We start from the raw sequence: 25,079 nt of genomic DNA, 5'->3' as shown, positions 1-25,079 counted from the left end.
AGCACTCACGGATTTAACCGTAAAGTCTGAGCCTCACCCGTCTGTCAGGCAATAGCCGACGGTTTGGGTTTGGTGATGTCAGAGCCCTTGCGTATCATTGTCGCCATTCGTTAGCCCCACTTTATTTTCCGGAGGGCCCATGAGCCTGCACGAATTGAACACTTTCCCCGGCGTGACTGCTCAACCTGACACCGCCACCCAGAAGTTCGTCTTCAACCACACCATGCTGCGGGTCAAGGACATCACCAAGTCCCTGGACTTCTACACGCGCATCCTGGGTTTTTCGCTAGTGGAAAAACGCGACTTTCCGGAAGCCGAATTCAGTCTGTATTTCCTGGCGCTGGTTGATAAAGACCAGATTCCGGCCGACGCTGCTGCCCGTACCGAATGGATGAAATCGATCCCCGGCATTCTCGAACTGACCCACAACCACGGCACCGAGAACGACGCGGATTTCGCCTATCACAACGGCAACACCGACCCGCGCGGCTTCGGCCATATCTGCATCTCCGTGCCGGACATCCGAGCGGCTTGCGAACGTTTCGAAGCGCTGGGCTGCGATTTCCAGAAACGCCTGAACGACGGGCGCATGAAGAGCCTGGCGTTCATCAAGGACCCGGATGCTTACTGGGTTGAAATCATCCAGCCAGCTCCGCTCTAAGCCCCACCACACATCCCACATTGGGAATGTGTGAGGCACAAAAAACCCCACGATCGCTCATGGGGTTTTTGTGTTTTCAGCGTTGGCGTTTAAGCCGGCGCGGAGGTGCGGATCAGGTGATCGAATGCGCTCAGCGAAGCCTTGGCGCCCTCACCCACTGCAATCACGATCTGCTTGTACGGCACGGTGGTGACGTCACCGGCAGCGAACACGCCAGGCATCGACGTTTCACCACGGGCATCGACGATGATCTCGCCGCGAGGCGACAGCTCGATGGTGCCTTTAAGCCAATCGGTGTTGGGCAGCAAACCGATCTGCACAAAGATCCCTTCCAGCTCGACAGACCGTGACTCGTCAGACTGACGGTCCTTGTAACGCAGGCCACTGACCTTCTGACCGTCGCCCAACACTTCAGTGGTTTGCGCACTGGTGATGACGGTGACGTTCGGCAGGCTGTGCAACTTGCGTTGCAAGACCGCGTCGGCGCGCAGTTGTACGTCAAACTCCAGCAACGTGACGTGAGACACGATGCCCGCCAGGTCGATGGCCGCTTCGACGCCGGAGTTACCGCCGCCAATCACCGCCACGCGCTTGCCTTTGAACAGCGGACCGTCGCAGTGCGGGCAGTACGCCACGCCTTTGTTGCGGTATTGCTGCTCGCCCGGGACGTTCATTTCACGCCACCGCGCACCGGTTGCGAGGATCACAGTTTTGGCTTTCAAGGTCGCGCCGCTGGCGAAGTGGACTTCGTGCAGCTCGCCGTTCTTGCCCGGCACCAGTTTGTCGGCGCGCTGCAGGTTCATGATGTCGACGTCGTATTGCTTGACGTGTTCTTCCAGCGCTACCGCCAGTTTCGGGCCTTCGGTTTCCTGCACGGAGATGAAGTTTTCGATGGCCATGGTGTCGAGCACCTGCCCACCGAAACGCTCAGCCGCCACACCGGTGCGAATGCCTTTACGAGCAGCGTAGATCGCTGCCGAAGCACCGGCTGGGCCACCGCCGACGACCAATACGTCAAAGGCTTCCTTGGCGCTGATTTTCTCGGCCTGGCGCTCGATGCCGCTGGTGTCGATCTTGGCGAGGATTTCTTCAAGGCCCATGCGGCCCTGGCCGAAGTTCACACCGTTGAGGTAAATGCTTGGCACGGCCATGATCTGACGATCATCGACTTCGGCCTGGAACAACGCGCCGTCGATGGCGACGTGGCGGATGTTCGGGTTCAATACCGCCATCAGGTTCAGCGCCTGGACCACGTCCGGGCAGTTCTGGCAGGACAGCGAGAAATAGGTCTCGAAGCTGAACTCACCTTTGAGCGAACGGATCTGTTCGATCACTTCAACACTGGCCTTCGAAGGGTGGCCGCCCACTTGCAGCAAGGCCAGCACCAACGAAGTGAATTCATGGCCCATCGGGATGCCGGCAAAACGCAGGCTGATATCGGCACCCGGGCGATTGATCGAGAACGATGGTTTGCGTGCATCGTCACCGTTATCGAGCAAAGTAATCTGACTGGAAAGACTTGCAACGTCTTTCAGGAGTTCGAGCATTTCCTGGGATTTCGCACCGTCGTCGAGGGAGGCAACGATCTCGATCGGCTGGGTGACCCGTTCCAGGTACGATTTCAACTGGGCTTTAAGAGTGGCGTCCAACATACGGGCGATTTCCATGCTGTTTGGTGAAGAGACTGAGACGAAAAAAAACGCCCGAGCGAATCTCGCCCGGGCGTTTTTATTTGGGCGGTTGCAGCTTACTTAGGTGCGGAAACCCGCCCTGATGATGCTTTCACAGACTTAGATCTTGCCAACCAGGTCCAGGGACGGAGCCAGAGTGGCCTCGCCTTCTTTCCACTTGGCTGGGCAAACCTGGCCTGGGTGAGCAGCGACGTACTGGGCAGCCTTGATTTTGCGCAGCAGCTCGGAAGCGTCACGGCCAACGCCGCCATCGTTCAGTTCAACGATTTTGATCTGGCCTTCAGGGTTGATCACGAAGGTGCCACGGTCAGCCAGGCCTGCGTCTTCGATCAGCACGTCGAAGTTGCGGGAGATGGCGTGAGTCGGGTCGCCGATCATGGTGTACTGGATTTTGCCGATGGCTGGCGAAGTGTTGTGCCAGGCAGCGTGGGCAAAGTGGGTGTCGGTGGAAACGCTGTAGATCTCGACGCCCAGTTTCTGGAACGCGTCGTAGTTGTCAGCCAGGTCTTCCAGTTCGGTCGGGCAAACGAAGGTGAAGTCGGCTGGGTAGAAGAACACGACAGACCACTTGCCTTTCAGGTCAGCGTCCGACACTTTTACGAAGTCGCCATTTTTGAAGGCGTCAGCTTTGAACGGTTTAACTTGGCTGTTGATGATAGGCATCGATGACTCTCCGTCAGGGTTGAAAAGTTTGGTTGAGAAGTTGATGGGGTGAATCCTACCCACTCGATCGCCGCCTGGCTCATTGGCAAAGCTCATGCTGCTGATTGGTTTTCGCTATTAGCAGACAGTATTAATAGAAGAAAACGGTATCTAGCGCGCCAATGGCTTTTCAGCGACTCGGGCCATTCCGAGAAACGGGCTGGCTTCAACATAGCGCATGGCTGACTTCACATCCTTCCAACCTACATAACTCATCAACGATTTCAGATCCCAACCACTCTGATGGGCCCAACTGGCAAAACCGCGTCGCAGGGAATGGCTGGTGTAGTGGTCGGCCGAAATGCCGGCGCGTTCCAGGGCCTGGCGCAGCAAAGGGATCACGCTGTTGGCGTGCAAGCCCTCCTCGCTTAAATGGCCCCAGCGGTCGATTCCGCGGAACACCGGCCCACGGACCAGCGCAGCTTCCGTGACCCATTGGATGTAGGCGTTCACCGGGCAGAGGCGCTGCAGGGCCGGGGTCTGGTAAGTCTTGCCGAGGTTCTCGCGATCGCTCTTGCTGCGTGGCAGGTAGAGGGTGATGCCTGAGCCGGCGCTCGCCTGCACGTGTTCGATCTGTACGCGGCACAACTCATCACTGCGAAAGCCACGCCAGAAGCCCAGCAAGATGAGCGCAGTGTCACGTCTGGCGCGAAGCAAACCCGGCTGATCGTTTTGCGCCCTGGCGTTTTGCGCCTCCTGTTCCAGCCATGCCACCACTTGCTCCAAATGCTGAAGCTGCAATGGCTCGGCCTGTTTCTCCTGGGCCGGGTGCAGCGCACGGATGCCCTTGAAGACCTTGCGCACCACCGGCGACTTGGTGGGGTCGGCGAAACCCTGGCTGTTATGCCACTGCGCCAGCGCGGACAAGCGCAGCTTCAACGTATTGATCGACAGCACGCCCGCATGGGCCACCAGGTAACGCGCCACGCTGTCACTCGTCGCCGGCAGGAAACCTCCCCAATTGACTTCGAAATGCTCGATGGCCGCCCGATAGCTGCGACGCGTGTTGTCGCGGGTGGCGGCTTGCAGGTAGCGATCCAGATCAGTCATGGGCTCATCTCTCGAAAATGTACCGCTTTGGTGAAGTAAAACCTGTAACGCGGCGTATCACACGGGGTAATACCAGTATATCCCGCATCAATAACTTACATTTTTTATCTTTTTATTGATGATGGTACACTGCGTACTTTAGTGGCATGTACCACAGTACGAAATCGTAGGAGAACACATGGCTCGTGGCGGCGTAAATAAAGCGGTGGTGCAGGCGGCACGTTTGGCAATTCTTGCCCGTGGCGAAAACCCCAGCATCGATGCAGTACGGATCGAGATGGGAAATACCGGCTCAAAAACCACCATTCACCGCTATCTGAAGGAGTTGGATGACGGCGGCGAACGTATCGAAACACCTTCAGAGCCCATCGATGATGAGCTGGCAGGCTTGGTCTCGCGCTTGGCGCAGCGCCTCAAGGAGCAGGCGCAAGAACCCATCGACCAGGCACGCGCGCAGTTCGATCAGCAACGAAAGGAGCTGGAAATCCAGCTGACTGCGGCCCGACAAGACAACGCTGAAATACACCAGCAATACGAAATTCAGAGCCTGGCCCTGACTCAAGAGTCCGAGGCCCTGCAAGAAACCCGCTCCATGCTGCAGGCGGAACAAACCCGCAACGCCGGGCTGAATCAGGCGCTGGCCGATTTCGAACTGCGCTTGCAAGACAAGGATGAGCAAATCCGCTCACTGGAAGAAAAGCACCTGCACGCACGCGATGCGCTGGAACACTACCGCAACGCCGTCAAGGAACAGCGCGAGCAGGAGCAGAGCCGCCACGAAGGCCAAGTGCAGCAGATTCAGATGGAATTGCGCCAGGCCCAGCAAAGCGCATTGGTGCGTCAGGATGAGATTACTCAACTGCACCGCGACAACGAGCGCTTGCTCACCGAGAACCGTGGGACGCTGCGGGAACTGGGGCTGTTGCAGGAGCAGCTCAAGCACACCCACAGCCGTCAGGATCAATTGCTGGAGCAGGTCAACCGCATCGACAGCGAACGCACCCTCCTCCAGGAACGCTTGCGCGCCGCCCTGCTGGAAAGTCAGTCGCTCAAGCAGAGCGTCGACGAGCAGTCGCAGTTAAACAAAGCGCTGGAAATCGATTTGCTCAAGACCCAGGCGAGCCTCGATGAAAGCCTGCGCCTGGCCGCTGTCATTGCAACAGCGCCAGACGCATCAGTGCGCGAAAAGAACGATTAACCGGCAACCGGTGTGCGCATGGTGACGAACTCTTCGGCGGCAGTAGGATGCACGCCGATGGTTTCGTCGAAATCGCGCTTGGTTGCGCCAGCCTTCAAGGCAATCGCCAAGCCCTGAACGATCTCACCGGCATCCGGCCCGACCATGTGGCAACCCAAAACCTTGTCGGTCTTCGCATCCACCACGAGCTTCATCAGCGTGCGCTCCTGACATTCAGTCAGCGTCAGCTTCATCGGACGGAAACGGCTTTCGAAAATCTGCACCTCGTGACCAGCTTCGCGCGCCTCTTCCTCGCTCAAACCGACAGTGCCAATGTTCGGCAGGCTGAACACGGCAGTCGGGATCATCTTGTAATCCACCGGACGATATTGCTCCGGCTTGAACAAGCGGCGCGCCACTGCCATACCTTCAGCCAGAGCGACGGGGGTCAGTTGGACACGGCCGATCACATCGCCAAGCGCCAGGATCGACGGCTCCGCAGTCTGATACTGATCATCGACCTCGACGAAACCTTTCTTGTCGAGTTTGACGCCGGTGTTTTCCAGCCCGAGGTTGTCAAGCATCGGCCGGCGCCCGGTGGCGTAGAACACACAATCCGCCTCCAGTTCGCGACCGTCCTTGAGTGTCACCTTCAAGCTGCCATCGGACTGTTTGTCGATACGCTCAATGTCGGCGTTAAATTGCAGGTTCATGCCGCGCTTGGTCAGCTCTTCCTGCAAATGCTTGCGCACCGCACCGTCGAAGCCGCGCAGGAACAGTTCGCCGCGATACAACAGCGTGGTGTCGGCGCCCAGCCCGTGAAAGATCCCGGCGAACTCGACAGCGATGTAACCGCCGCCCACCACCAGAACGCGCTTGGGCAGCTCTTTGAGGAAGAACGCCTGGTTGGAACTGATCGCGTGTTCATGCCCCGGAATCTCCGGAATCTGCGGCCAGCCGCCGGTAGCAATCAGGATGTTCTTGGCTGTGTGGCGCTCGCCATTGATTTCGACCGTGTTCGGGTCGACGATTTTGGCGTGGCCTTCATGCAAGGTCACACCGCTGTTGACCAGCAAGTTGCGGTAAATGCCATTCAGGCGATTGATCTCGCGATCCTTGTTGGCAATCAGCGTTGCCCAATCAAACTTCGCTTCACCCAACGTCCAGCCAAAGCCGGAAGACTGCTCGAAGTCTTCGGCGAAGTGCGCGCCGTAGACCAGCAACTTCTTCGGCACGCAGCCGACGTTCACGCACGTACCACCCAGGTAACGACTTTCAGCCACAGCCACTTTCGCGCCAAAACCGGCAGCGAAACGCGCAGCCCGTACACCGCCGGAACCGGCGCCAATCACATAAAGGTCAAAATCGTAGGCCATTTTCAATCTCCTCGGCAGGCAACCAGCATACCCGCAGACATCCGCTGGGCAAGCGCTGCAAGCGATATGGGGGCGGAAAATGAAAAAGCCACCCGAAGGTGGCTTTTCAATACAAGCAGGTCAAACGCTATCAGTAAGCCTTGCCAGTCTTGTAGAAGTTTTCGAAGCAGAAGTTGGTCGCGTCGATGTAGCCTTCAGCGCCACCGCAGTCGAAACGCTTGCCTTTGAACTTGTAAGCCATGACGCAGCCGTTCTGGGCTTGCTTCATCAGGGCGTCGGTGATCTGGATTTCACCACCCTTGCCTGGCTCGGTCTGTTCGATCAGGTCGAAGATGTCCGGGGTCAGGATGTAACGGCCGATGATCGCCAGGTTCGACGGTGCATCTTCAGGTTTTGGCTTCTCGACCATGCTGTGAACACGGTAGATGTCGTCGCGGATCATCTCACCGGCAATCACGCCGTACTTGTGAGTTTCTTGCGGGTCGACTTCCTGGATGGCAACGATCGAGCAGCGGAACTGCTTGTACAGTTTGACCATCTGGGTCAGGACGCCGTCGCCTTCGAGGTTGACGCACAAGTCATCCGCCAGCACCACGGCGAACGGTTCATCGCCGATCAGTGGGCGACCGGTCAGAATCGCGTGGCCCAGGCCTTTCATTTCGGTTTGGCGGGTGTAGGAGAACGAGCAGTTGTCGAGCAGCTTGCGGATACCGACCAGGTACTTCTCTTTGTCGGTGCCTTTGATCTGGTTTTCCAGCTCGTAGCTGATGTCGAAGTGGTCTTCCAGGGCGCGTTTGCCGCGACCGGTGACGATGGAGATTTCAGTCAAACCAGCGTCCAGTGCTTCTTCGACGCCGTACTGGATCAGTGGCTTGTTTACCACCGGCAGCATTTCTTTGGGCATGGCTTTAGTCGCTGGCAGGAAGCGAGTACCGTAACCGGCTGCTGGGAACAAGCATTTCTTGATCATATAAGTCCTTGAAAGGGCTGTGTGTACGAGTTTCGGCGCAGTCTAATCAGGCGGCGTGCACCTTACAATGCCCCGCGCTGGCTAACCGATGCCATCATAGAGAAATATTCCCGCGGATAGTTCCATCCAGATTTTTGCGCGGTCAAATCAGCGTAGCTCAAAGAGGCCGACAAACTGAACCACCATACGCTTATCGCCCCCCAATGCGAGCATTTGCCGGTATCATGGCGACTTTGAACCAGTGAACGAGACAGATAGATGACCGTAGCAAAAATCATCAACGGGTACACGGTCGACAAAGGAAAAGATGGCCAGTGGCACATTACCGCCGCGAATGGCGAAGATGTTTCCGGTCCGTTACCCAGCGAAGCGATGGCGATTGAAGTGGCGTCGGTGCTCGACTACACCCCCCCCGCGCCGAAGCGACGCGGCAAGAGTCAGGACTGATCTCCTGCGGCATACGCAGAGCCCTGCCATCCAGCAGGGCTTTTTTGTGGCCGGGTGCAAACAAGTGGCCATTCGCTATAACCTTTTGATGCCTGCGCTGTCACAGCGCTTAGCCCCATCATCCTGACGACGACAACGACATGACTAAATTTTTGCCCTTGATTGCAATCCTGGCCCTGAGCGGCTGCGCCACTTCCGAGAAAATGTACCTGAACAACGGAGAGCAAGGTCTGGAAATAGACTGTTCCGGCGAAGCCAATTCCTGGGCCACGTGCTATGAAAAGGCCGATGCCTCTTGCGCGGGCACCGGCTACCGGATCGTCGGTACCGACGGAACGCCTTCCACCAAGGAAAGCGACAAAACCCTGGGGGTCGATGTCGGCAACTTCAAGAACCGCAGTGTCGTGGTGGTCTGCAAGTAGGGCGCCCTGCCCTACATGTGAATTTCCGCAAATTTGATTCCGAGACCACGCACGGTCTCGATCAAATCGTCGAGACGAGCAAACGACTCGACCTCATCGTTATCATCCACCAGAAAATAGCTGCGCCCGGCGCTTTTCTTGAAAAACACGATCCATTCCCCCGGGTTCGCGGGATTTTGAATGACGTGGGTGGCAGAGATCAGTCCCTCTGTATGGCGTTCCCGTACCTGCTCTCGCTTCATGCTCGACTCCAGAAAAGACAATGCCGCCAAAGCATGACTTTGACGGCATCGGTGTGAACGGTGGCTAGTCTATCAGCCGGAAATGCAGACATTGGCGGCTTTTTGCACGTCTTTAGGGCGCACCGGCACATTGGACATACGCTCATGCAGCTTGATACCACTGCCACCCGAGCGATCTTCGATGTCGAATACGGCTGCCGGGGCCGACGAGAATTTCGCCGGCACGATCACGCGCATCCCGTCCTTGGTTGACTCCAGTTGCAGGGCGCCACGACTGTCAGCCAGTTTTTCAACCAGGCATTGCGCGTATTCATTGGGCTTTTTGCCTGAGATCACGTTCATGGTAGGCAGCGTCTCGTTTATCTCCGAAACACTCGCACAGCCACTCACTACCAATGCCAACGGCAAGGCCAACACACCCCACTTCATACAAAACCTCCGATAAAGACCCTCCGACAGCACAAATGCTGATTTTCTCCGAGGTTCATTGCGTTTATCGCTCATTGAATTCCGAATAACTGTTTTTAATTGTCAAAGCGAACCTCGACGACCGGATAATAACCTGTTCGGGCTGATAAACTGCGCCAATCGCCCATGCTATCGTTTTGATTTTGTAGAAAAAGCCCTTCTGGAGGCGCCTCATGAAATTTATCCACCAGCGCGAGCACCTCAACGAAGACGACATCGTCGTCATCCAGTGCTCCCAAACATGCAACATCCGCTTGATGAACGACGCCAACTTCCGCAGCTTCAAGAACGGCGGTCGTCACACTTATCACGGCGGTGCGTTCGATACTTTCCCGGCCCGGATTACTGCGCCGAGCACCGGTTTTTGGAACATCACCATCGACACGGTCAACCGCCGGCCGATCAGCGTGACCCGCAAACCGACCCTGACACACTCGATCAAGATCATCCGTCGCTCCAGCACGAAACTGAGCTGAGCTACGTTCCCACACGAATAAAAGCAGGTATGACCGTGGCCCAAACGACCAAGTACGTCATCAAATACAAACTCAACGGCGAACGCCGCTTCGAATTTGCCCAGCTCGAAAAAGGCACTGAAGAAGAAGCCAAGGCCGCGCTGGACGCCATTCATGGTTCGAGCGAAGACGTCATCAGCGACATCGCCGTCAGCAAAGCGCTGTAACGCGACCCGGCACCCGGAGCGACAACAAGGACGTCATGCTCCGCGCCCGTTTTGAATTCGACCGCAAGCGCCGGAGTGTTCACTCCCTTGGCACGCCCCAGACTGATCACCTCGACCTTTGGTTAAGGAGTCAGAACATGTCTACTTCCCCGATTCGCTACATCAGCGGCACTTCCAGCCTTGGCGTCTTGTTGTTGGCGTTCAGTGCCGAGGGCCTGTGCGCGCTGCTGCTCGGCGACAACTTGATCACGCTCGAACGCGATCTGGCGCGGCGTTTCCCTGGCCCGCCAACCCCGCAGCGCGATGAGGGTTTGATGCCAGCCCTGGAGCAAACCCTGCGCCACCTCGAAGATCTACACACCGTACTCGATCTGCCGCTGCACCTGACCGGCAGCGTATTTCAACGGCGAGTCTGGGAAGTCCTGCGGCAAATCCCTGTCGGCGAAACCGCCAGCTACCGTGATATCGCCCAACGCCTCGGTCAGCCCAGCGCTTCTCGGGCGGTGGCGAATGCCTGTGGAGCCAACCCGGTGGCCGTTATCGTGCCTTGCCATCGGGTGCTGCGCCAGGACGGCAGCCTTGGCGGTTATCGCTGGGGAATGGAGCGTAAACGGCAGTTGCTGGATCGCGAGGCTCAGCGATGAGAGAGCCCACCTTCGATGCGCTGGACTGGGCAGCCCTGGAGCAACAACTCGATCAGGATGGCTGCGCGATCATCAAGTCGCTGTTGAGTGCGCAGGCGTGCGATGACGTCAGCGCCCTCTACGCCCAGTCAGCGCTTTTTCGCTCTCAAGTGATCATGGCGCGTCACGGTTTTGGCCGGGGCGAGTACAAGTATTTCAACTACCCCTTGCCGGACACGGTCGCCCGCTTGCGCAGTACGCTCTACCCTCGACTGGTACCGATCGCCAATCGCTGGTACGAATGCATGGACCTGCCGACCCGTTTCCCAGGAACCCACGAAGCATTTCTGCAACGCTGCCATGCCGCCGGTCAGGAGCGCCCGACGCCGTTGTTGCTGCAATATGGCCCGCAGGACTACAACTGTTTGCATCAGGACCTGTACGGCGAACACGTGTTCCCGCTGCAAGTGGCGATTCTTCTGTCAGAACCGGACGAAGATTTTACCGGCGGCGAGTTTGTGCTGACCGAACAACGCCCGCGGATGCAGTCACGCCCGCAGGTGATCGGCCTGAAGAAAGGCGATGGTGTGATCTTTGCCGTGAGCCAGCGCCCGGTCAAAGGCGTTCGCGGCTATTACAGAGTGACGATGCGTCACGGCGTGAGTCGCCTTCACAGTGGAAAACGACATACCCTTGGAATCATCTTTCACGATGCGTTATGACCCCATGAGTCCGACCACCTTCGATCTGTTTGCCGATGCCGAACCCGAGCAGGAGCCCAGGCGTGAGCAGATCGGTGAACAGTCCTGCGTCTTGCGCGGCTTTGCCCTGTCCCGGCTCGATCGGTTGCTGTCGGCACTGGAAGCGGTTCTGACAGCTGCACCGTTCCGGCAGATGATCACGCCCGGCGGCTTTACCATGTCGGTGGCCTTGAGCAGTTGCGGCACTTGGGGCTGGACCACTGACCGCAGCGGCTACCGGTACACGCGCAATGACCCACAGACAGGGCAACCCTGGCCCGAAATGCCCGACGTGTTTTTCGAACTGGCACAAGCGGCGGCACGGGAAGCGGGATTTGCAGATTTTGTCCCTGATTCCTGCCTGATCAACCGTTATGCCCCCGGCGCCAAGATGTCATTGCACCAGGACAAGAACGAAGGTTCCTACGCCGCACCGATCGTGTCGGTGTCATTGGGATTGCCGGCCATGTTCCTGTTCGGCGGGTTTGAACGAAGCGATAAAAGCCAGCGCATACCGTTGCTGCATGGCGATATCGTGGTCTGGGGCGGCGTCGATCGTTTGCGTTATCACGGCGTCTTGCCGATCAAGGACGGCCATCACCCGCGACTGGGCGAGCAACGGATCAACTTCACCTTTCGCACTGCCGGATGACACCCTCGAATTCAACCGCAAGACTCGGAGTGCGGCGGCGTTGCGGGCTGGTTAATCTGAAAAAAACGGGTCAACGGACATGAAGCCATGACAACTCATTCGACAAACATTGCCGCCGAGGACGATCCTCGCTGGGCCGCCGTTGTTGCACGGGATCCCGGCGCCGACGGGCAGTTTGTCTATGCCGTGAAAACCACCGGAATCTATTGCCGCCCCAGCAGCCTGGCGCGCTTGCCGAAACCGCAGAACGTCGAATTTTTCGACACGGCGGAACAAGCCCGAGCGGCGGGTTATCGTCCGAGTAAACGGGCCACAAAAGATCAAAGCGACGTCGCCGCACAACACGCGGCAACCGTCGCTGCCGCCTGCCGCCACATCGAATCCGCCGAAAATCCGCCTGCGTTAAATGAACTGGCACAGGCAGCGGGCCTGAGCAGCTTCCACTTCCATCGCGTATTCAAAGCGGTGACAGGGCTGACACCCAAGGGTTACGCCACAGCCCATCGCTCACGCAAGGTTCGCGAACGCTTGGCCGACGGCGGCTCGGTCACCGACGCCCTGTATGACGCCGGTTTCAACTCCAACAGCCGCTTCTATGAATCGGCCGATCATCTGCTGGGCATGAAGCCGGGGGATTACCGCGCGGCGGGCCAGAACAACGACATCCGTTTTGCCGTTGGCCAGTGTTCCTTGGGCGCGATTCTGGTGGCGCAAAGTGAACGTGGCGTTTGCGCGATTCTGTTGGGGGAAGATCCGCATCAACTGGTCTGCGATCTACAGGACAAGTTTCGGCGTGCCAATCTGATTGGCGCCGATCACGAGTTCGAGCAATTGATTGCCAAGGTGGTCGGTTTTATCGAAGCCCCGGCGATTGGTCTGGACTTGCCGCTGGACGTGCGCGGCACCGCTTTTCAAGAACGGGTCTGGCAGGCGCTGCGGGAGATTCCTGCGGGCAGCACCGCCAGCTACGCCGATATCGCTCAACGTATTGGTGCGCCCAAAGCCGTGCGCGCCGTGGCCCAGGCCTGCGGCGCGAACAGTATTGCAGTGGCGATCCCGTGCCACCGCGTGGTGCGCAGCGACGGCAACCTCTCGGGCTATCGCTGGGGTGTCGAGCGTAAGCGTCAGTTGCTTGAACGCGAAACCTTGTAATCAGCGATTCACATCGACCACAACCCGCCCACGCAATTGCCCGGCGAGCAAACGCGGCGCGGCGTCGATGGCTTCGCTCAAGCCGATTTCATGGCTGATCAGTGGCAGCAACGCGAAGTCCAGATCCTTGGCCAGCCGATTCCAGGCTTCCACCCGCTTGGCTTTGGGTTGGGTCACGCTGTTGATCCCGGCCAACGTCACGCCACGCAAAATGAACGGCGCGACGGAGGCCGGGAAATCCATGCCTTGTGCCAGACCACAGGCGGCGACCGTGCCATTGGCCTTGGTGCTGGCGCAAGCGTTGGCCAGCGTGTGGCTGCCGACCGAGTCAATCACCGCCGCCCAGCGCTCCTTGGCCAGCGGTTTGCCCGGCTCGGACAGCGTCGCGCGATCAATGATTTCGCTGGCACCCAATTGCTTGAGGTAATCGTGCTCTGAGGTGCGGCCCGTGGACGCTACGACTTTATAGCCGAGCTTGCTTAGCAGCGCGATGGCGAAACTGCCCACGCCGCCGTTGGCACCGGTGACCAGGACTTCGCCCTGCTCAGGCGTTACACCGTTATGTTCCAGCGCCAGGATGCACAGCATCGCCGTGTAACCGGCCGTACCGATTGCCATGGCTTGAGCCGCGGTGAACTCCTTGGGTAGCGCAATCAGCCAGTCGCCCTTCAGACGTGCTTTTTGCGCCAGTCCGCCCCAGTGCCCTTCGCCCACGCCCCAACCATTGAGCAGGACCTGGTCACCGACCTTGTAGTCCGGATGCTCGCTGACTTCGACCGTACCGGCCAGGTCGATCCCCGGCACCATCGGGAATTTCCTGACCACCGGGCTGCTGCCGGTGATCGCCAGGCCATCCTTGAAGTTCAGCGTGCTATACGCGACGCGCACCGTCACATCGCCTTCGGGCAGTTGATCGTCATTGATCTCTTGCAGTGTGGCCCGGTAACCGCTGTCGTCTTTGTCGATCAAAATACCTTTGAACATCATTGCCTCTCAATGGAATCAATCCGGTTGTGGGGGCATTGAAATAACACAAAGAAACATCTCGCCGTACAAGACTTTAGCCAAACGAACAAAGCGCCGAGCGTTTCCATGACGTGTGGCTATGCCTTTTTTTGTGGGGGCCTGGAATAACGGAAAACGTCCCGGATACAAAAGTCGACTGGCTCTGCGTCAACCATTGCTGGTAAAAAACCGGTTCTACCCGTCGGAGAATCATTGAAATGAGCCAATGGCCAGACACCCGTATTCTTGACCTGCTCGGCATCGAACTGCCGATCATCCAGGCTCCCATGGCCGGCGCTACTGGCTCGGCCATGGTCATCGCTGCGAGTAACGCCGGCGGCCTGGGCTCGATGCCCGCTGCGATGCTGAGCATCGAGCAGTTGCGCGAAGAGCTGAAAACCATCCGCCAACACAGCCAGCGACCGTTCAACATCAACTATTTTTGCCATCAGACGCCAGCGGCCGATGAGCAACGCGCTCGGGACTGGAAACATTTGCTGGAACCGTACTATCGGGAACTGGGCGTCGATTTCGAAGCGCCCACTCCAGTATCCAATCGCGCGCCTTTCGATAACGCCGCCTGCGATGTGCTCGAAGATTTCCGCCCCGAAGTCGTGAGTTTTCACTTCGGCCTGCCGGAAAAATCACTGCTGGATCGGGTAAAAGCCACCGGCGCGAAAATTCTCTCCTCGGCGACTACCGTCGAAGAAGCCGTCTGGCTGGAACAACATGGCTGCGACGCGATCATCGCCATGGGCTACGAGGCAGGTGGACATCGCGGGATGTTCCTCAGCGATGACTTGAGCAGCCAAGTGGGCACATTCGCCCTCGTGCCTCAAGTCGTCGATGCGGTGAAAGTGCCGGTGATTGCAGCGGGCGGGATCAGCGATGCGCGGGGGGTGGCGGCAGCTTTTCTGTTGGGCGCTTCGGCGGTGCAGGTGGGGACGGCTTACCTGTTCACGCCAGAGGCCAAGGTCAGCGCGTCTCACCACAAGGCACTGCGCACGGCCAAGGAAAGCGAGACGGCAGTGACCAATCTTTTCACCGGCCGCCCGGCACGAGGAATCCTCAATCGGGTGATGCGCGAACTCGGACCCATGAGCGATAAAGCCCCGGCCTTCCCATTGGCCGGTGGTGCGTTGATGCCGTTGCGGGCCAAGGGTGAAGCGGATTTCAGCAATCTCTGGGCTGGGCAGGCATTCACGTTGGGCGTTGAAATGAGCACGGCGCAGCTGACTCGGCGACTGGCGGAGGAAGGTTTGGCCAAGTTACTCCGTCGGTAAGTCACGCTGTTGTAGCAGCAGCCTTGTGGCGAGGGGATTTATCCCCGTTCGGCTGCGTAGCAGTCGTCAATCCTGACAGTTCACTGTTTGAACGGACACAGGGGGCTGCTTCGCAGCCCAACGGGGATAAATCCCCTCGCCGTGGGCAACAGGTCCCGAGCAATCTCGGTACCGACACATTCCGTTTGCAGGCATTTCGCTATATATTCCGATATATAGCGTTTCACTCCCTCGTTGCATTCGCCTATCACGGAGCCGTTTCATGACCCTGCGTGCCTTACGTTTTGCCCCGACCTGCCTCGCAAGCCTGCTCGCCGTCTTCGCTTTCGGTTCCGCCCAGGCGGACGAAGTCCAGGTGGCCGTCGCCGCCAACTTCACCGCGCCGATCCAGGCCATCGCCGCCGATTTCGAAAAAGACACCGGACACAAACTGGTCACCTCCTTCGGTGCAACCGGCCAGTTCTACACCCAGATCAAGAATGGCGCGCCATTCGAAGTGTTCCTCTCGGCCGACGACACCACCCCGCAAAAACTCGAAGCTGAAGGCGACACCGTCAAGGGTTCGCGCTTCACCTACGCCATTGGCACGCTGGCACTTTGGTCAGCCAAGGAAGGTTACGTCGACGCCAAGGGCGATGTGCTGAAAAAGAACGAATACAAGCACCTCTCCATCGCCAACCCGAAAGCCGCGCCTTATGGCCTTGCCGCCACTCAGGTGCTGGCCAAACTGGACCTGACCGACAAGGTCAAGGACAAGCTCGTTGAAGGCCAGAACATCACACAGGCCTTTCAGTTCGTTTCCACCGGCAATGCTGAACTCGGCTTCGTGGCCTTGTCGCAGATCTACAAAGACGGCAAAGTCACCGGCGGTTCGGCCTGGATCGTTCCGGCCGACATGCACGACCCGATCAAACAAGACGCGGTGATCCTCAACAAGGGCAAGGACAACCCGGCCGCCAAGGCGCTGGTTGACTACCTCAAGGGGCCGAAAGCCGCCGCTGTTATCAAGTCCTACGGTTACCAACTCTAAATGACGCTGACGAGTGCCGATTTTTCCGCCATCTGGCTGACCCTGAAACTGGCGTCCCTGACGACGGTTATCCTGTTGATCATCGGCACTCCGATTGCGTTATGGCTGTCGCGCACCCGCTCGTGGTTGCGCGGCCCGGTCGGGGCAATCGTCGCCCTGCCCCTGGTCCTGCCGCCCACGGTGATTGGCTTTTATCTGTTGTTGGCCCTCGGCCCTAACGGCTTTGTCGGCCAATTCACCCAGTCATTGGGACTCGGCACGCTCACATTCAGTTTTGCGGGTCTGGTGATCGGTTCGGTGCTGTACTCGATGCCGTTCGTGGTCCAGCCGCTGCAAAACGCCTTTTCTGCCATTGGCTCCCGCCCGCTGGAAGTGGCTGCGACTTTGCGCGCTAATCCATGGGACACCTTTTTCAGCGTGATTCTGCCGCTGGCCAGGCCCGGCTTCATCACCGCGGCCATTCTCGGTTTCGCCCACACCGTCGGCGAATTCGGCGTGGTACTGATGATCGGCGGCAACATTCCCGACAAGACCCGCGTGGTCTCGGTGCAGATCTACGATCACGTTGAAGCCATGGAATATGCCCAGGCCCATTGGCTGGCCGGGGCGATGCTGGTGTTCTCCTTTGCCGTATTGCTGGCGCTCTATTCCAGCCGTAAAACCAAAGCGGGCTGGAGCTGATCGATGATTCATACGCGCCTGAAACTGAGTTATTCGGGGTTCACCCTGAAGGTGGATCTGCAATTGCCCGGCCGCGGAGTGACTGCACTTTACGGCCATTCCGGTTCAGGCAAGACCACGTGCCTGCGCTGTATCGCAGGTCTGGAGCAGGCCGAACAGGGCTTTATTCAGGTCAACGATGAAGTCTGGCAGGACAGTGACAAGAAGATTTTCGTAGCGCCGCATAAACGTGCGCTGGGGTATGTTTTTCAGGAGGCCAGCCTGTTTCCTCACCTTTCGGTGCTGGCCAATCTGGAATTCGGGCTGAAGCGCATCCCCAAGCCGCAACGCCGGGTCGACATGGCGCATGCCACTGAACTGCTGGGCATTGGTCACCTGCTGGACCGCCATCCGCAGCACCTGTCCGGCGGCGAACGGCAGCGAGTCGGCATCGCCCGCGCGCTGCTCACCAGCCCGAAACTGTTGCTGATGGACGAACCGTTGGCGGCGCTGGATAGCCAGCGCAAAAACGAAATCCTGCCTTACCTGCAACGCCTGCACGATGAACTTGATATCCCGGTGCTGTACGTCAGCCACTCACAGGATGAGGTCGCCCGACTGGCCGACCACATCGTCCTGCTCAGCGACGGCAAGGCACTGGCCAGCGGACCTATCGGCGAAACCCTGGCGCGACTCGATTTACCCCTGGCGCTGGGCGACGATGCGGGCGTGGTGATTGAAGGCCATGTCAGTGCCTATGACCCGCACTATCAGTTACTGACGTTGCAACTGCCCGATACCGACCTGAGCATTCGGGTGGCGCACGCTCCGATGACCCAAGGTCAGGCACTGCGTTGCAAGGTCCAGGCACGGGATGTCAGCCTGAGCCTGCAAGGCGTCGAGCACAGCAGCATCCTCAATCGCTTGCCGGTCACGGTGATCAGTGAAATCGGCGCCGATAACGCCGCCCACGTGCTGATCCGCCTGAATGCTGCCGGCACGCCGCTGCTGGCGCGCATCACCCGCTACTCCCGGGACCAACTGGGCGTGCACCCCGGCCAGCAACTCTGGGCGCAGATTAAAGCGGTGGCCGTGCTGGCTTAAATTCTTCGGCACCACGGCGAGCGGGCGCGGTCAATGGCTGTACAGGCCCCCTGACTTCATCGCCAAGGATCTCTCGCCATGTCCGATACCGCGCTGCCCGATGTGCTGCCACCCGACCTGCACTATGTCGATGACACGCAGCCTGGAATCACCCGCAAACTCTTGCGTGGAAAATTCTGCTACTTCGACCCGGCGGGCAAACGCATTACCGATCCTGACGAAATCAAACGCCTCAACGCCCTTGCCGTGCCGCCGGCCTATACCAATGTTTGGATCTGCGCCGACCCACGTGGCCATTTGCAAGCCACCGGACGTGACGCTCGCGGTCGCAAGCAATACCGTTATCACGCACGTTGGCGCGAAGTGCGCGATGTCGACAAATACTCACGCCTGCGGGACTTTGGCCTGGCGCTGCCGAAACTGCGCAAACAGCTTGAAACGCTGCTGGACGCTCCGGGTTTCAGCCGAGATAAAGTCATGGCCACCGTGATTACCTTGCTCGATGCGACGCTGATCCGGGTCGGCAACACCCAATACGCACGGGAAAATCGCTCCTATGGCCTGACCACCCTGCGCAGCCGTCACGTCGAGGTCAACGGCAGCGCGATCCTGTTCCAGTTTCGCGGCAAGAGTGGTGTCGAGCACCAGATCACCGTGAAAGACCGACGCCTGGCGCGCATCATCAAGCGCTGCCTGGAGATTCCCGGGCAAGACCTCTTCCAATACCTGGACGAAAATGGTGAGCGACACACCGTCAGCTCCTCAGACGTCAATGCCTACCTGAAAACCCTCACGGGCGCCGACTTCACGGCCAAGGATTACCGCACCTGGGCCGGGAGCGCCCTGGCATTGTCGGTGCTGCGCGAGTTGCAGTGGGAGCCTGAGTCGGACGCGAAGCGGCATGTGGTCGAGATGGTCAAGAACGTTGCCAGGCAACTCGGCAACACCCCGGCGGTGTGCCGCAAGTGCTACATCCACCCGGCGGTGCTCGAAGGTTTTATGCTCGGCGCATTGGCCCAACTGCCCCGGCCGAGGCTGCGTAAAGGCCTCAGGGCGGAGGAAGTCGGACTGGCCATGTTTCTGGAAAAAATGATCGCGGCGGCCGAACCGACGAACTGACTGTCCATTTTTTGCACGATCACAAAGAACTTCTATAGTTGATGTGGATACGAATCAGCTGCGGTGACGCCATGGAAGACATTTTCGTTGTGAAGCGTTGCAACAAGATCATCATTCATGGCCGCCGGGCCGGAGAAGCCGGCCACCCGCCACCCGACGCTGAAGTCTGGTTTCGCATCGCCGACACCCGCACCCAGGGCTTCATTGGTGACGGCTTCGATCTTGAAGAAGATGCCCGACGTGAATGCCAGCAGCTCAATGCCAGGTCCCAAGTGACGGCCCGACAGGCCTGAAGTCCGGGTCTATACTGAAATCAGCTGAAGGACCAGTGACCCCATCGGCAGAAAGCTCGCACCCAGCGGGCTTTTTGCTGCTATTTGTCAGGTTTCTTGAACGGAGGTGTTTGCCATGTCCGAAAAAGAGTCCATCACCACCCTGCTTACCCTGCTCGACTCCCGCCAAGCTCGACTTGCCGCAGCCTGCAAGGAGATTGCCGACTGGGTGGATCATCAAGGGGGGCACCCGACAGCCCTCAGAATTCGCGACCGCCTGAACGACATCGAAAAAGACGCGCCACTGATTCGAAACACCTTGTCTTCGTTAAAACCTGTCGACCCGCCTCTTCCGCGGTTCAGATGATTCGATCTGGACGCGCGATTCGAGAAACGGCCTGATTCAGGACGCATGAACGGCGACTTCATCGTCACCGCACCCGTGCCTGTCTGATTATCGTGCGCTTCACACCCCACCCGGCCTGGCGCTGGGCTTTTTTTTGCGATCCTATTTTCACGTAACGTTCACAACATACGCCTTACAGTGAGCCACTCCTTTGAAGTAATACCCCTGGTCTGCCCGCATGCAGACCTTTTTTTGCCTGTGATTTGAGGGCTTTCGAAGCTGTGGCTGCAATGACAGTTGTGGCGAGCGAGCTTGCTCCCTCCCCACAGGTTCTGCGCCTGCCGCACCGTCACCCCGGCAATTAACAACGCATTAACCCCCTGTCTTTTTCCTGTCGATACAAGCTGTTACTGTACGGCCCACAAAGCCCAAGCCGCCTGGATCGGATCTCTGACTTGAAGCGCCCCCTCCTCCTCTTCCTGATCAGCCTGGCCTTGAGCTCCACCGCAAGCGCGACGATCAGCGAAAGCCATGGTTATGCGCAGTTCGGCACGCTCAAGTACCCGGCCAGATTTACCCACTTCGACTGGGTCAACCCGCAAGCGCCCAAGGGCGGTACCTTGCGGGTGATGGCGTTTGGCACCTTCGATACGCTCAACCCTTACACATTCAAGGGCTCCAGCCCGGTTTCCACCCCCAATTTCCTGCAATACGGCATCAACGAACTCAACGAACCGTTGATGGTCGGCACCGGCCAGTACGCGCCGTCCGGCGATGAGCCGACCTCCAGTTATGGCCTGATCGCCCAATCGGTGGAATACAGCGAAGACCGCAGCTGGGTCGTGTTCAACCTGCGCCCCGAAGCGCGGTTCCACGATGGCACGCCGATTACTGCCTACGACGTGGCGTTTTCCTACCGTTTGCTGCTCAAGGAAGGTCATCCGCAGTACCGCACCAGCCTCCAGGAAGTGTTGCGGGTCGACATCCTCAACCCGCAGCGCATTCGATTCGTCTTCAAGCGCGCCGGCAATCCGTTGCAGATCCTGCGCCTGGGTGAATTGCCGGTGCTGCCGCAGCATTACTGGAAAGGGCGCGATTTCAAGGCCACCACCTTCGAACCGCCGCTGGGCAGCGGGCCGTATCGCATTACGTCGGTAACCCCCGGACGCCAGCTCATTTTTGAACGGGTCAAGGATTACTGGGGCAAGGACCTGCCGGTCAATCGCGGCAAGTACAACGTCGACCGCATGGAAGTCGAGTTCTACCGCGACAGCGATGTGGCGTTCGAAGCCTTCAAGGCTGGCGAATTCGACATTTACATCGAGCACCAGGCGAAGAACTGGGACAACGGTTACAACTTCCCGGCCGTGCGCCGCGGCGACGTGATCAAGGCGCAGATCCCGCACCAGATTCCGACGCAGACCCAGGGCCTGTTCATGAACAGCCGGCGTCCGACCTTCTCCGAGACCAAAGTCCGTGAAGCACTGGGGCTGATGTTCGACTTCGAATGGACCAACCGCACCCTGTTCAGCGGCGCTTATAAACGCGCCATGAGTTACTACCCCAACAGCGAATTCTCCGCCACGGGCCTGCCGGTCGGTCACGAATGGCTGTTGCTCAAGCCGTATCGCGAGCAGTTGCCCGCCAAGCTCCTCACCGAGCCGTTCAGCCTGCCAAAGACCGAAGGACGCGGCATCCCCCGGGAAACCATGCGCAAGGCCCTGGCGCTGCTGGCCGAGGCCGGATGGAAGCTCAATGGACAACGGATCGAGAACGCCAACGGCCAACCGCTCAAACTCGAGATCCTGCTGGTCAACCCGAACCTTGAGCGCATCCTTCAGCCTTACGTCGAGAACCTCGCCAGCATTGGCATCGACGCGCGGCTGCGCACGGTCGATCGCGCCCAGTACAAACAACGCCTCGATCAGTTCGATTTCGACATGATCCTGATGACGCTCAACCAGACGCTCAGTCCGGGCCTGGAGCAATGGCAGTATTTCCATTCCAGCCAGGTCGGGGTCAAGGGCAGTAAAAACTACGCCGGCATCGCCAACCCGGTGGTCGATCACCTGCTCGAACAATTGCTCGCCGCGCAAACCCGCGACGAACAAGTGGCCGCCGGCAAAGCCCTGGACCGGGTCTTGTTGTGGCAGCACTACATCATTCCCAACTGGTACCTCAATTATCACCGCCTGGCCTACCGCAACCGGTTCGCCTTTGTCACCACGCCGCCCTACACCCTGGGCCTGTCCGCGTGGTGGCTGAAATCTTCGGAGAAGGATCGATGAAACCCCTGAGCGCCCTGCTGTTGCAGGCCAGCGGTCTGCTGTTCGCCGGGCTGGCCTGCGCCGCCCCGCAACATGCCGTGACCCTGTACAACGAGCCGCCGAAATACCCGGCCGACTTCAAGCATTTCGATTACGTGAACCCCGACGCGCCCAAGGGCGGGATCTTTCGCCAGGCCGGGTTCGGCGGCTTCGACAGCCTCAACCCGTTCATCAGCAAAGGCGTACCGGCCGACGACATCGGCATGATCTACGACACCTTGGCCAAACAGGGCCTGGACGAACCGTTCACCGAATACGGGCTGGTCGCCGGCAAGATCGAGAAAGCCCCGGACAACAGCTGGGTGCGTTTCTATCTGCGCCCTGAAGCGCGCTTCCACGACGGTCATCCGATGCGCGCCGAAGACGTGGTGTTCAGCTTCCAGACGCTGACTAAGGACGGCGCCCCGCTCTATCGCGGTTACTACAGCGACGTCGAGGAAGCGGTCGCCGAAGACCCGCTCACCGTGCTGTTCAAGTTCAAGCACACCAACAACCGCGAACTGCCGCTGATCCTCGGCCAGTTGCCCGTGTTGCCAAAGCACTGGTGGGCGAACCGCGACTTCAACAAGGGCAACCTTGAAATGCCGCTGGGCAGCGGCCCCTACAAGGTGACCGAAGTGAAGGCCGGCCGCTCGATACGCTACGAGCGGGTCAAGGATTACTGGGGCAAGGACCTGCCGGCCAACCGGGGCTTCTACAATTTCGACGTGATGACCACCGATTACTACCGTGACAACACCGTCGCGCTGGAAGCCCTCAAGGCCGGGCAGTTCGATTACTGGCTGGAAATGACCGCGAAAAACTGGGCCAACGCCTACAACATCCCGGCCGTGACCGAAGGTCGATTGATCAAGGAACAGATCCCCAACGGCAACCCCACCGGCATGCAGGGTTTTGTGTTCAACCTGCGCCGCCCGGTGTTCCAGGACGTGCGCGTGCGTCAGGCGCTGACATTGCTGCTGGACTTTGAATGGACCAACAAGCAACTGTTCAACGGTGCCTATGTGCGCACCCGCAGCTTCTTCGAAAACTCGGAAATGGCCGCGACCGGCCTGCCCGACGCCGATCAACTGGCGATCCTCGACCCGTTCCGCGGCAAGATCCCCGAGCAGGTGTTCAGCGAAGCGTTCCAGAACCCGATGACCGACGCCAGCGGCATGATCCGCACCCAGCAGCGCAAGGCCTACCAACTGCTGCAAGAGGCCGGCTGGCGGATCGTCGACGACAAGATGGTCGACGCCAACGGCAAACCGGTGACCATCGAGTTCCTGTTGGCCCAGACCGAATTCGAACGTGTGCTGCTGCCGTTCAAGCGCAACCTCAGCGACCTGGGCATTGACCTGGTGATCCGCCGGGTCGATGTCTCGCAGTACATCAACCGCGTGCGTTCACGGGACTTCGACATGATCGTCGGCAGCTTCCCGCAATCCAACTCGCCGGGCAATGAACAGCGCGAGTTCTGGATGTCCGCCGCGGCCGACAAACCCGGCAGCCGCAACTCCATGGGCCTCAAGAACCCGGTGGTCGATCAACTGGTCGAACAACTGATCAACGCCGATTCGCGCAAAAGCCTGGTGGCCCATGCCCGGGCACTGGACCGCGTGCTGCAATGGGGCTATTACGTGATCCCCAACTGGCACATCAAAAGCTGGCGCGTGGCGTACTGGAACCACATCGGTCACCCGAAAGTCTCTCCCAAGTACGACATCGGCACCACGACCTGGTGGGTCAAGCCTGATGCGAAACCTGCGGTAGAAGTCGAAACCAAACTGCAAGCCGACCCTGCGGGCACGGAGTAATCAGATGCTGGCGTATATTTTTCGGCGACTGCTGCTGATCATCCCCACCTTGCTCGGCATTTTGCTGATCAACTTCGTGATCATCCAGGCAGCCCCCGGTGGGCCGGTGGAGCAGATGATCGCCAAGCTTGAAGGCTTCGAAGGCGCCACCAGCCGCATTGCCGGCGGCGGTGCCGAAGTCTCGGTGGCCGGCTCGTCCTATCGTGGCGCGCAGGGCCTGGACCCGATGCTGGTCAAGGAAATCGAGCACATGTACGGCTTCGATAAATCGGCGCCGGAACGCTTGTGGATCATGATCAAGAACTACGCCACCCTGGACTTCGGCGACAGTTTTTTCCGCGACGCCAAGGTCATCGACCTGATCAAGGAAAAGATGCCGGTGTCGATCTCGCTCGGGCTGTGGAGCACGCTGATCATGTACCTGGTGTCGATCCCGCTGGGGATCGCCAAGGCAACGCGACACGGCAGCCACTTCGACGTCTGGACCAGTTCGCTGATCATCGTCGGCTACGCGATCCCGGCGTTTCTGTTTGCGATCCTGCTGATCGTGGTGTTTGCCGGCGGCAGCTATCTGGACTGGTTCCCGCTCAGGGGACTGACTTCAAACAACTTTGATGAGCTGAGCACCGGCGGCAAGATCCTCGATTACTTCTGGCACCTGGCATTGCCGGTGACCGCGCTGGTGATCGGCAACTTCGCGACCATGACCCTGCTGACCAAAAACAGCTTCCTTGATGAAATCAACAAGCAGTACGTGGTCACCGCCAAGGCCAAGGGCCTGACCAATCACCGCGTGCTTTACGGCCATGTGTTCCGCAACGCCATGCTGCTGGTGATCGCCGGGTTCCCTTCAGCGTTTATCGGAATCTTCTTCACCGGCTCGCTGCTGGTGGAAGTGATCTTCTCCCTGGACGGTCTCGGTTTGATGAGTTTCGAAGCAGCGATCAACCGCGATTACCCGGTGGTGTTCGGCACGCTGTTTATCTTCACGTTGCTGGGGCTGGTGGTGAAACTGATTGGCGATTTGACGTACACCTTTGTCGATCCGCGCATCGACTTCGAAAGCCGGGAGCATTGAG

27 protein-coding genes and 1 pseudogene are annotated in these 25,079 nt (G+C 58.8%); 20 read left to right on the top strand and 8 right to left on the bottom strand.

Annotation, left to right across the window (positions count from 1 at the left end):
• Positions 1-139: 139 nt before the first annotated feature.
• Entirely contained in the window at positions 140-661 is a 522-nt protein-coding gene (gene gloA, locus ACA075_RS13575; protein WP_497298923.1) for a lactoylglutathione lyase, read from the top strand.
• An 89-nt stretch (positions 662-750) separates the two neighbouring features.
• On the opposite strand, the gene ahpF is transcribed toward gloA, so the two are convergent.
• The 3 genes from ahpF to ACA075_RS13560 all read right to left on the bottom strand — a co-directional run bounded on the left by ahpF (position 751) and on the right by ACA075_RS13560 (position 4,104).
• The gene (gene ahpF, locus ACA075_RS13570; RefSeq protein WP_497298922.1) at positions 751-2,313 is read right to left on the bottom strand and encodes an alkyl hydroperoxide reductase subunit F; all 1,563 of its coding nucleotides are present in this window, start codon (positions 2,311-2,313) and stop codon (positions 751-753) included.
• A gap of 138 nt (positions 2,314-2,451) precedes the next feature.
• On the bottom strand, positions 2,452-3,015 hold the full coding sequence (gene ahpC, locus ACA075_RS13565) for an alkyl hydroperoxide reductase subunit C (RefSeq protein ID WP_010460707.1): 564 nt from the start codon (positions 3,013-3,015) through the stop codon (positions 2,452-2,454).
• 150 nt (positions 3,016-3,165) lie between these two features.
• Positions 3,166-4,104, bottom strand: coding sequence for a site-specific integrase (locus ACA075_RS13560; RefSeq protein ID WP_497298921.1), 939 nt, complete (start codon positions 4,102-4,104; stop codon positions 3,166-3,168).
• A 178-nt stretch (positions 4,105-4,282) separates the two neighbouring features.
• On the opposite strand from ACA075_RS13560, the gene ACA075_RS13555 reads away from it, so the two are divergent.
• Entirely contained in the window at positions 4,283-5,302 is a 1,020-nt protein-coding gene (locus ACA075_RS13555) for a DNA-binding protein (RefSeq protein WP_497298920.1), read from the top strand.
• On the opposite strand, the gene gorA is transcribed toward ACA075_RS13555, so the two are convergent.
• Both gorA and galU read right to left on the bottom strand, forming a co-directional pair.
• On the bottom strand, positions 5,299-6,657 hold the full coding sequence (gorA, locus tag ACA075_RS13550; protein ID WP_497298919.1) for a glutathione-disulfide reductase: 1,359 nt from the start codon (positions 6,655-6,657) through the stop codon (positions 5,299-5,301). The two genes, ACA075_RS13555 and gorA, sit on opposite strands and share 4 nt — an antisense overlap.
• 130 nt (positions 6,658-6,787) lie before the next feature.
• Complete coding sequence (galU, locus tag ACA075_RS13545) at positions 6,788-7,627, bottom strand: UTP--glucose-1-phosphate uridylyltransferase GalU (protein WP_010460715.1); 840 nt, start codon at positions 7,625-7,627, stop codon at positions 6,788-6,790.
• Between the two features lie 258 nt (positions 7,628-7,885).
• On the opposite strand from galU, the gene ACA075_RS13540 reads away from it, so the two are divergent.
• Both ACA075_RS13540 and ACA075_RS13535 read left to right on the top strand, forming a co-directional pair.
• A complete protein-coding gene (locus tag ACA075_RS13540) occupies positions 7,886-8,074 on the top strand; it encodes a hypothetical protein (RefSeq protein WP_094467303.1) in 189 nt (62 codons plus the stop codon).
• A 140-nt stretch (positions 8,075-8,214) separates the two neighbouring features.
• Positions 8,215-8,496 (top strand): hypothetical protein, encoded by a 282-nt coding sequence (locus ACA075_RS13535; protein ID WP_094467302.1) that lies wholly within the window; start codon positions 8,215-8,217, stop codon positions 8,494-8,496.
• A gap of 11 nt (positions 8,497-8,507) precedes the next feature.
• Here the strand turns inward: ACA075_RS13535 and ACA075_RS13530 are convergent, their stop codons facing one another.
• Both ACA075_RS13530 and ACA075_RS13525 read right to left on the bottom strand, forming a co-directional pair.
• Positions 8,508-8,738 (bottom strand): hypothetical protein, encoded by a 231-nt coding sequence (locus ACA075_RS13530; protein WP_497298918.1) that lies wholly within the window; start codon positions 8,736-8,738, stop codon positions 8,508-8,510.
• Positions 8,739-8,810: 72 nt separating this feature from the next.
• The gene (locus ACA075_RS13525; RefSeq protein WP_497299252.1) at positions 8,811-9,167 is read right to left on the bottom strand and encodes a hypothetical protein; all 357 of its coding nucleotides are present in this window, start codon (positions 9,165-9,167) and stop codon (positions 8,811-8,813) included.
• A 212-nt stretch (positions 9,168-9,379) separates the two neighbouring features.
• Here ACA075_RS13525 and ACA075_RS13520 point away from each other — a divergent pair, with 212 nt between their 5' ends.
• The 6 genes and pseudogenes from ACA075_RS13520 to ada all read left to right on the top strand — a co-directional run bounded on the left by ACA075_RS13520 (position 9,380) and on the right by ada (position 13,055).
• The gene (locus tag ACA075_RS13520) at positions 9,380-9,682 is read left to right on the top strand and encodes a DUF1883 domain-containing protein (protein WP_007946189.1); all 303 of its coding nucleotides are present in this window, start codon (positions 9,380-9,382) and stop codon (positions 9,680-9,682) included.
• A gap of 29 nt (positions 9,683-9,711) precedes the next feature.
• Positions 9,712-9,888, top strand: a complete 177-nt coding sequence (locus ACA075_RS13515; protein ID WP_094467298.1) for a hypothetical protein — start codon at positions 9,712-9,714, stop codon at positions 9,886-9,888.
• Between the two features lie 362 nt (positions 9,889-10,250).
• Positions 10,251-10,532, top strand: a pseudogene (locus ACA075_RS13510) (methylated-DNA--[protein]-cysteine S-methyltransferase); the annotation flags it as partial.
• On the top strand, positions 10,529-11,233 hold the full coding sequence (locus ACA075_RS13505; protein WP_497298917.1) for a 2OG-Fe(II) oxygenase: 705 nt from the start codon (positions 10,529-10,531) through the stop codon (positions 11,231-11,233). The pseudogene ACA075_RS13510 and the gene ACA075_RS13505, both read left to right, overlap by 4 nt.
• The gene (alkB, locus tag ACA075_RS13500) at positions 11,223-11,903 is read left to right on the top strand and encodes a DNA oxidative demethylase AlkB (RefSeq protein ID WP_497298916.1); all 681 of its coding nucleotides are present in this window, start codon (positions 11,223-11,225) and stop codon (positions 11,901-11,903) included. Before ACA075_RS13505 ends, alkB begins: the two co-directional genes overlap by 11 nt.
• 87 nt (positions 11,904-11,990) lie before the next feature.
• Positions 11,991-13,055, top strand: a complete 1,065-nt coding sequence (ada, locus tag ACA075_RS13495; protein ID WP_497298915.1) for a bifunctional DNA-binding transcriptional regulator/O6-methylguanine-DNA methyltransferase Ada — start codon at positions 11,991-11,993, stop codon at positions 13,053-13,055.
• Here ada and acuI read toward each other — a convergent pair whose 3' ends face one another.
• Entirely contained in the window at positions 13,056-14,039 is a 984-nt protein-coding gene (gene acuI / locus ACA075_RS13490) for an acrylyl-CoA reductase (NADPH) (protein WP_497299251.1), read from the bottom strand.
• Between the two features lie 239 nt (positions 14,040-14,278).
• On the opposite strand from acuI, the gene ACA075_RS13485 reads away from it, so the two are divergent.
• From ACA075_RS13485 to ACA075_RS13440, 10 genes are all read left to right on the top strand, one after another.
• Positions 14,279-15,343, top strand: a complete 1,065-nt coding sequence (locus ACA075_RS13485; RefSeq protein WP_497298914.1) for an NAD(P)H-dependent flavin oxidoreductase — start codon at positions 14,279-14,281, stop codon at positions 15,341-15,343.
• A gap of 262 nt (positions 15,344-15,605) precedes the next feature.
• Entirely contained in the window at positions 15,606-16,373 is a 768-nt protein-coding gene (modA, locus tag ACA075_RS13480) for a molybdate ABC transporter substrate-binding protein (protein WP_497298913.1), read from the top strand.
• The gene (modB, locus tag ACA075_RS13475; RefSeq protein ID WP_219093967.1) at positions 16,374-17,054 is read left to right on the top strand and encodes a molybdate ABC transporter permease subunit; all 681 of its coding nucleotides are present in this window, start codon (positions 16,374-16,376) and stop codon (positions 17,052-17,054) included.
• Positions 17,055-17,057: 3 nt separating this feature from the next.
• On the top strand, positions 17,058-18,137 hold the full coding sequence (gene modC / locus ACA075_RS13470) for a molybdenum ABC transporter ATP-binding protein (protein WP_497298912.1): 1,080 nt from the start codon (positions 17,058-17,060) through the stop codon (positions 18,135-18,137).
• A 78-nt stretch (positions 18,138-18,215) separates the two neighbouring features.
• Positions 18,216-19,256, top strand: a complete 1,041-nt coding sequence (locus ACA075_RS13465) for a DNA topoisomerase IB (RefSeq protein ID WP_497298911.1) — start codon at positions 18,216-18,218, stop codon at positions 19,254-19,256.
• Between the two features lie 71 nt (positions 19,257-19,327).
• Entirely contained in the window at positions 19,328-19,549 is a 222-nt protein-coding gene (locus tag ACA075_RS13460; RefSeq protein ID WP_497298910.1) for a hypothetical protein, read from the top strand.
• Between the two features lie 115 nt (positions 19,550-19,664).
• A complete protein-coding gene (locus ACA075_RS13455) occupies positions 19,665-19,895 on the top strand; it encodes a hypothetical protein (RefSeq protein ID WP_010460746.1) in 231 nt (76 codons plus the stop codon).
• Positions 19,896-20,353: 458 nt separating this feature from the next.
• Positions 20,354-22,162, top strand: a complete 1,809-nt coding sequence (locus tag ACA075_RS13450; protein ID WP_497299250.1) for an extracellular solute-binding protein — start codon at positions 20,354-20,356, stop codon at positions 22,160-22,162.
• Positions 22,159-24,000: an extracellular solute-binding protein gene (locus ACA075_RS13445; protein ID WP_497298909.1), complete on the top strand. Its 1,842-nt coding sequence runs from the start codon at positions 22,159-22,161 to the stop codon at positions 23,998-24,000. The genes ACA075_RS13450 and ACA075_RS13445 overlap by 4 nt, the downstream gene beginning before the upstream one ends.
• Before the next feature lie 4 nt (positions 24,001-24,004).
• On the top strand, positions 24,005-25,078 hold the full coding sequence (locus ACA075_RS13440) for a microcin C ABC transporter permease YejB (RefSeq protein WP_497298907.1): 1,074 nt from the start codon (positions 24,005-24,007) through the stop codon (positions 25,076-25,078).
• Position 25,079 lies beyond the last annotated feature (1 nt).

Source organism: Pseudomonas sp. LBUM1663 (assembly GCF_059695905.1).
The sequence above is the reverse complement of the archived record's forward strand: the minus strand, read 5'-3'. Positions and strand labels throughout refer to the sequence as shown.

What these genes read in the sequence shown, in the direction of transcription:
- ada (WP_497298915.1), top strand. Translation starts at nt 11,991, where the DNA reads ATGACAACTCATTCGACAAACATTGCCGCCGAGGACGATCCTCGCTGG.
- ACA075_RS13555 (WP_497298920.1), top strand. Translation starts at nt 4,283, where the DNA reads ATGGCTCGTGGCGGCGTAAATAAAGCGGTGGTGCAGGCGGCACGTTTG.
- modB (WP_219093967.1), top strand. Translation starts at nt 16,374, where the DNA reads ATGACGCTGACGAGTGCCGATTTTTCCGCCATCTGGCTGACCCTGAAA.
- ACA075_RS13530 (WP_497298918.1), bottom strand. Translation starts at nt 8,738, where the DNA reads ATGAAGCGAGAGCAGGTACGGGAACGCCATACAGAGGGACTGATCTCT.
- galU (WP_010460715.1), bottom strand. Translation starts at nt 7,627, where the DNA reads ATGATCAAGAAATGCTTGTTCCCAGCAGCCGGTTACGGTACTCGCTTC.
- ACA075_RS13525 (WP_497299252.1), bottom strand. Translation starts at nt 9,167, where the DNA reads ATGAAGTGGGGTGTGTTGGCCTTGCCGTTGGCATTGGTAGTGAGTGGC.
- modC (WP_497298912.1), top strand. Translation starts at nt 17,058, where the DNA reads ATGATTCATACGCGCCTGAAACTGAGTTATTCGGGGTTCACCCTGAAG.
- ACA075_RS13485 (WP_497298914.1), top strand. Translation starts at nt 14,279, where the DNA reads ATGAGCCAATGGCCAGACACCCGTATTCTTGACCTGCTCGGCATCGAA.
- ACA075_RS13535 (WP_094467302.1), top strand. Translation starts at nt 8,215, where the DNA reads ATGACTAAATTTTTGCCCTTGATTGCAATCCTGGCCCTGAGCGGCTGC.
- ahpF (WP_497298922.1), bottom strand. Translation starts at nt 2,313, where the DNA reads ATGTTGGACGCCACTCTTAAAGCCCAGTTGAAATCGTACCTGGAACGG.
- ahpC (WP_010460707.1), bottom strand. Translation starts at nt 3,015, where the DNA reads ATGCCTATCATCAACAGCCAAGTTAAACCGTTCAAAGCTGACGCCTTC.
- ACA075_RS13460 (WP_497298910.1), top strand. Translation starts at nt 19,328, where the DNA reads ATGGAAGACATTTTCGTTGTGAAGCGTTGCAACAAGATCATCATTCAT.
- gorA (WP_497298919.1), bottom strand. Translation starts at nt 6,657, where the DNA reads ATGGCCTACGATTTTGACCTTTATGTGATTGGCGCCGGTTCCGGCGGT.
- ACA075_RS13440 (WP_497298907.1), top strand. Translation starts at nt 24,005, where the DNA reads ATGCTGGCGTATATTTTTCGGCGACTGCTGCTGATCATCCCCACCTTG.
- ACA075_RS13540 (WP_094467303.1), top strand. Translation starts at nt 7,886, where the DNA reads ATGACCGTAGCAAAAATCATCAACGGGTACACGGTCGACAAAGGAAAA.
- gloA (WP_497298923.1), top strand. Translation starts at nt 140, where the DNA reads ATGAGCCTGCACGAATTGAACACTTTCCCCGGCGTGACTGCTCAACCT.
- ACA075_RS13560 (WP_497298921.1), bottom strand. Translation starts at nt 4,104, where the DNA reads ATGACTGATCTGGATCGCTACCTGCAAGCCGCCACCCGCGACAACACG.
- acuI (WP_497299251.1), bottom strand. Translation starts at nt 14,039, where the DNA reads ATGTTCAAAGGTATTTTGATCGACAAAGACGACAGCGGTTACCGGGCC.
- alkB (WP_497298916.1), top strand. Translation starts at nt 11,223, where the DNA reads ATGCGTTATGACCCCATGAGTCCGACCACCTTCGATCTGTTTGCCGAT.
- ACA075_RS13505 (WP_497298917.1), top strand. Translation starts at nt 10,529, where the DNA reads ATGAGAGAGCCCACCTTCGATGCGCTGGACTGGGCAGCCCTGGAGCAA.
- ACA075_RS13515 (WP_094467298.1), top strand. Translation starts at nt 9,712, where the DNA reads ATGACCGTGGCCCAAACGACCAAGTACGTCATCAAATACAAACTCAAC.
- ACA075_RS13455 (WP_010460746.1), top strand. Translation starts at nt 19,665, where the DNA reads ATGTCCGAAAAAGAGTCCATCACCACCCTGCTTACCCTGCTCGACTCC.
- ACA075_RS13465 (WP_497298911.1), top strand. Translation starts at nt 18,216, where the DNA reads ATGTCCGATACCGCGCTGCCCGATGTGCTGCCACCCGACCTGCACTAT.
- ACA075_RS13445 (WP_497298909.1), top strand. Translation starts at nt 22,159, where the DNA reads ATGAAACCCCTGAGCGCCCTGCTGTTGCAGGCCAGCGGTCTGCTGTTC.
- modA (WP_497298913.1), top strand. Translation starts at nt 15,606, where the DNA reads ATGACCCTGCGTGCCTTACGTTTTGCCCCGACCTGCCTCGCAAGCCTG.
- ACA075_RS13520 (WP_007946189.1), top strand. Translation starts at nt 9,380, where the DNA reads ATGAAATTTATCCACCAGCGCGAGCACCTCAACGAAGACGACATCGTC.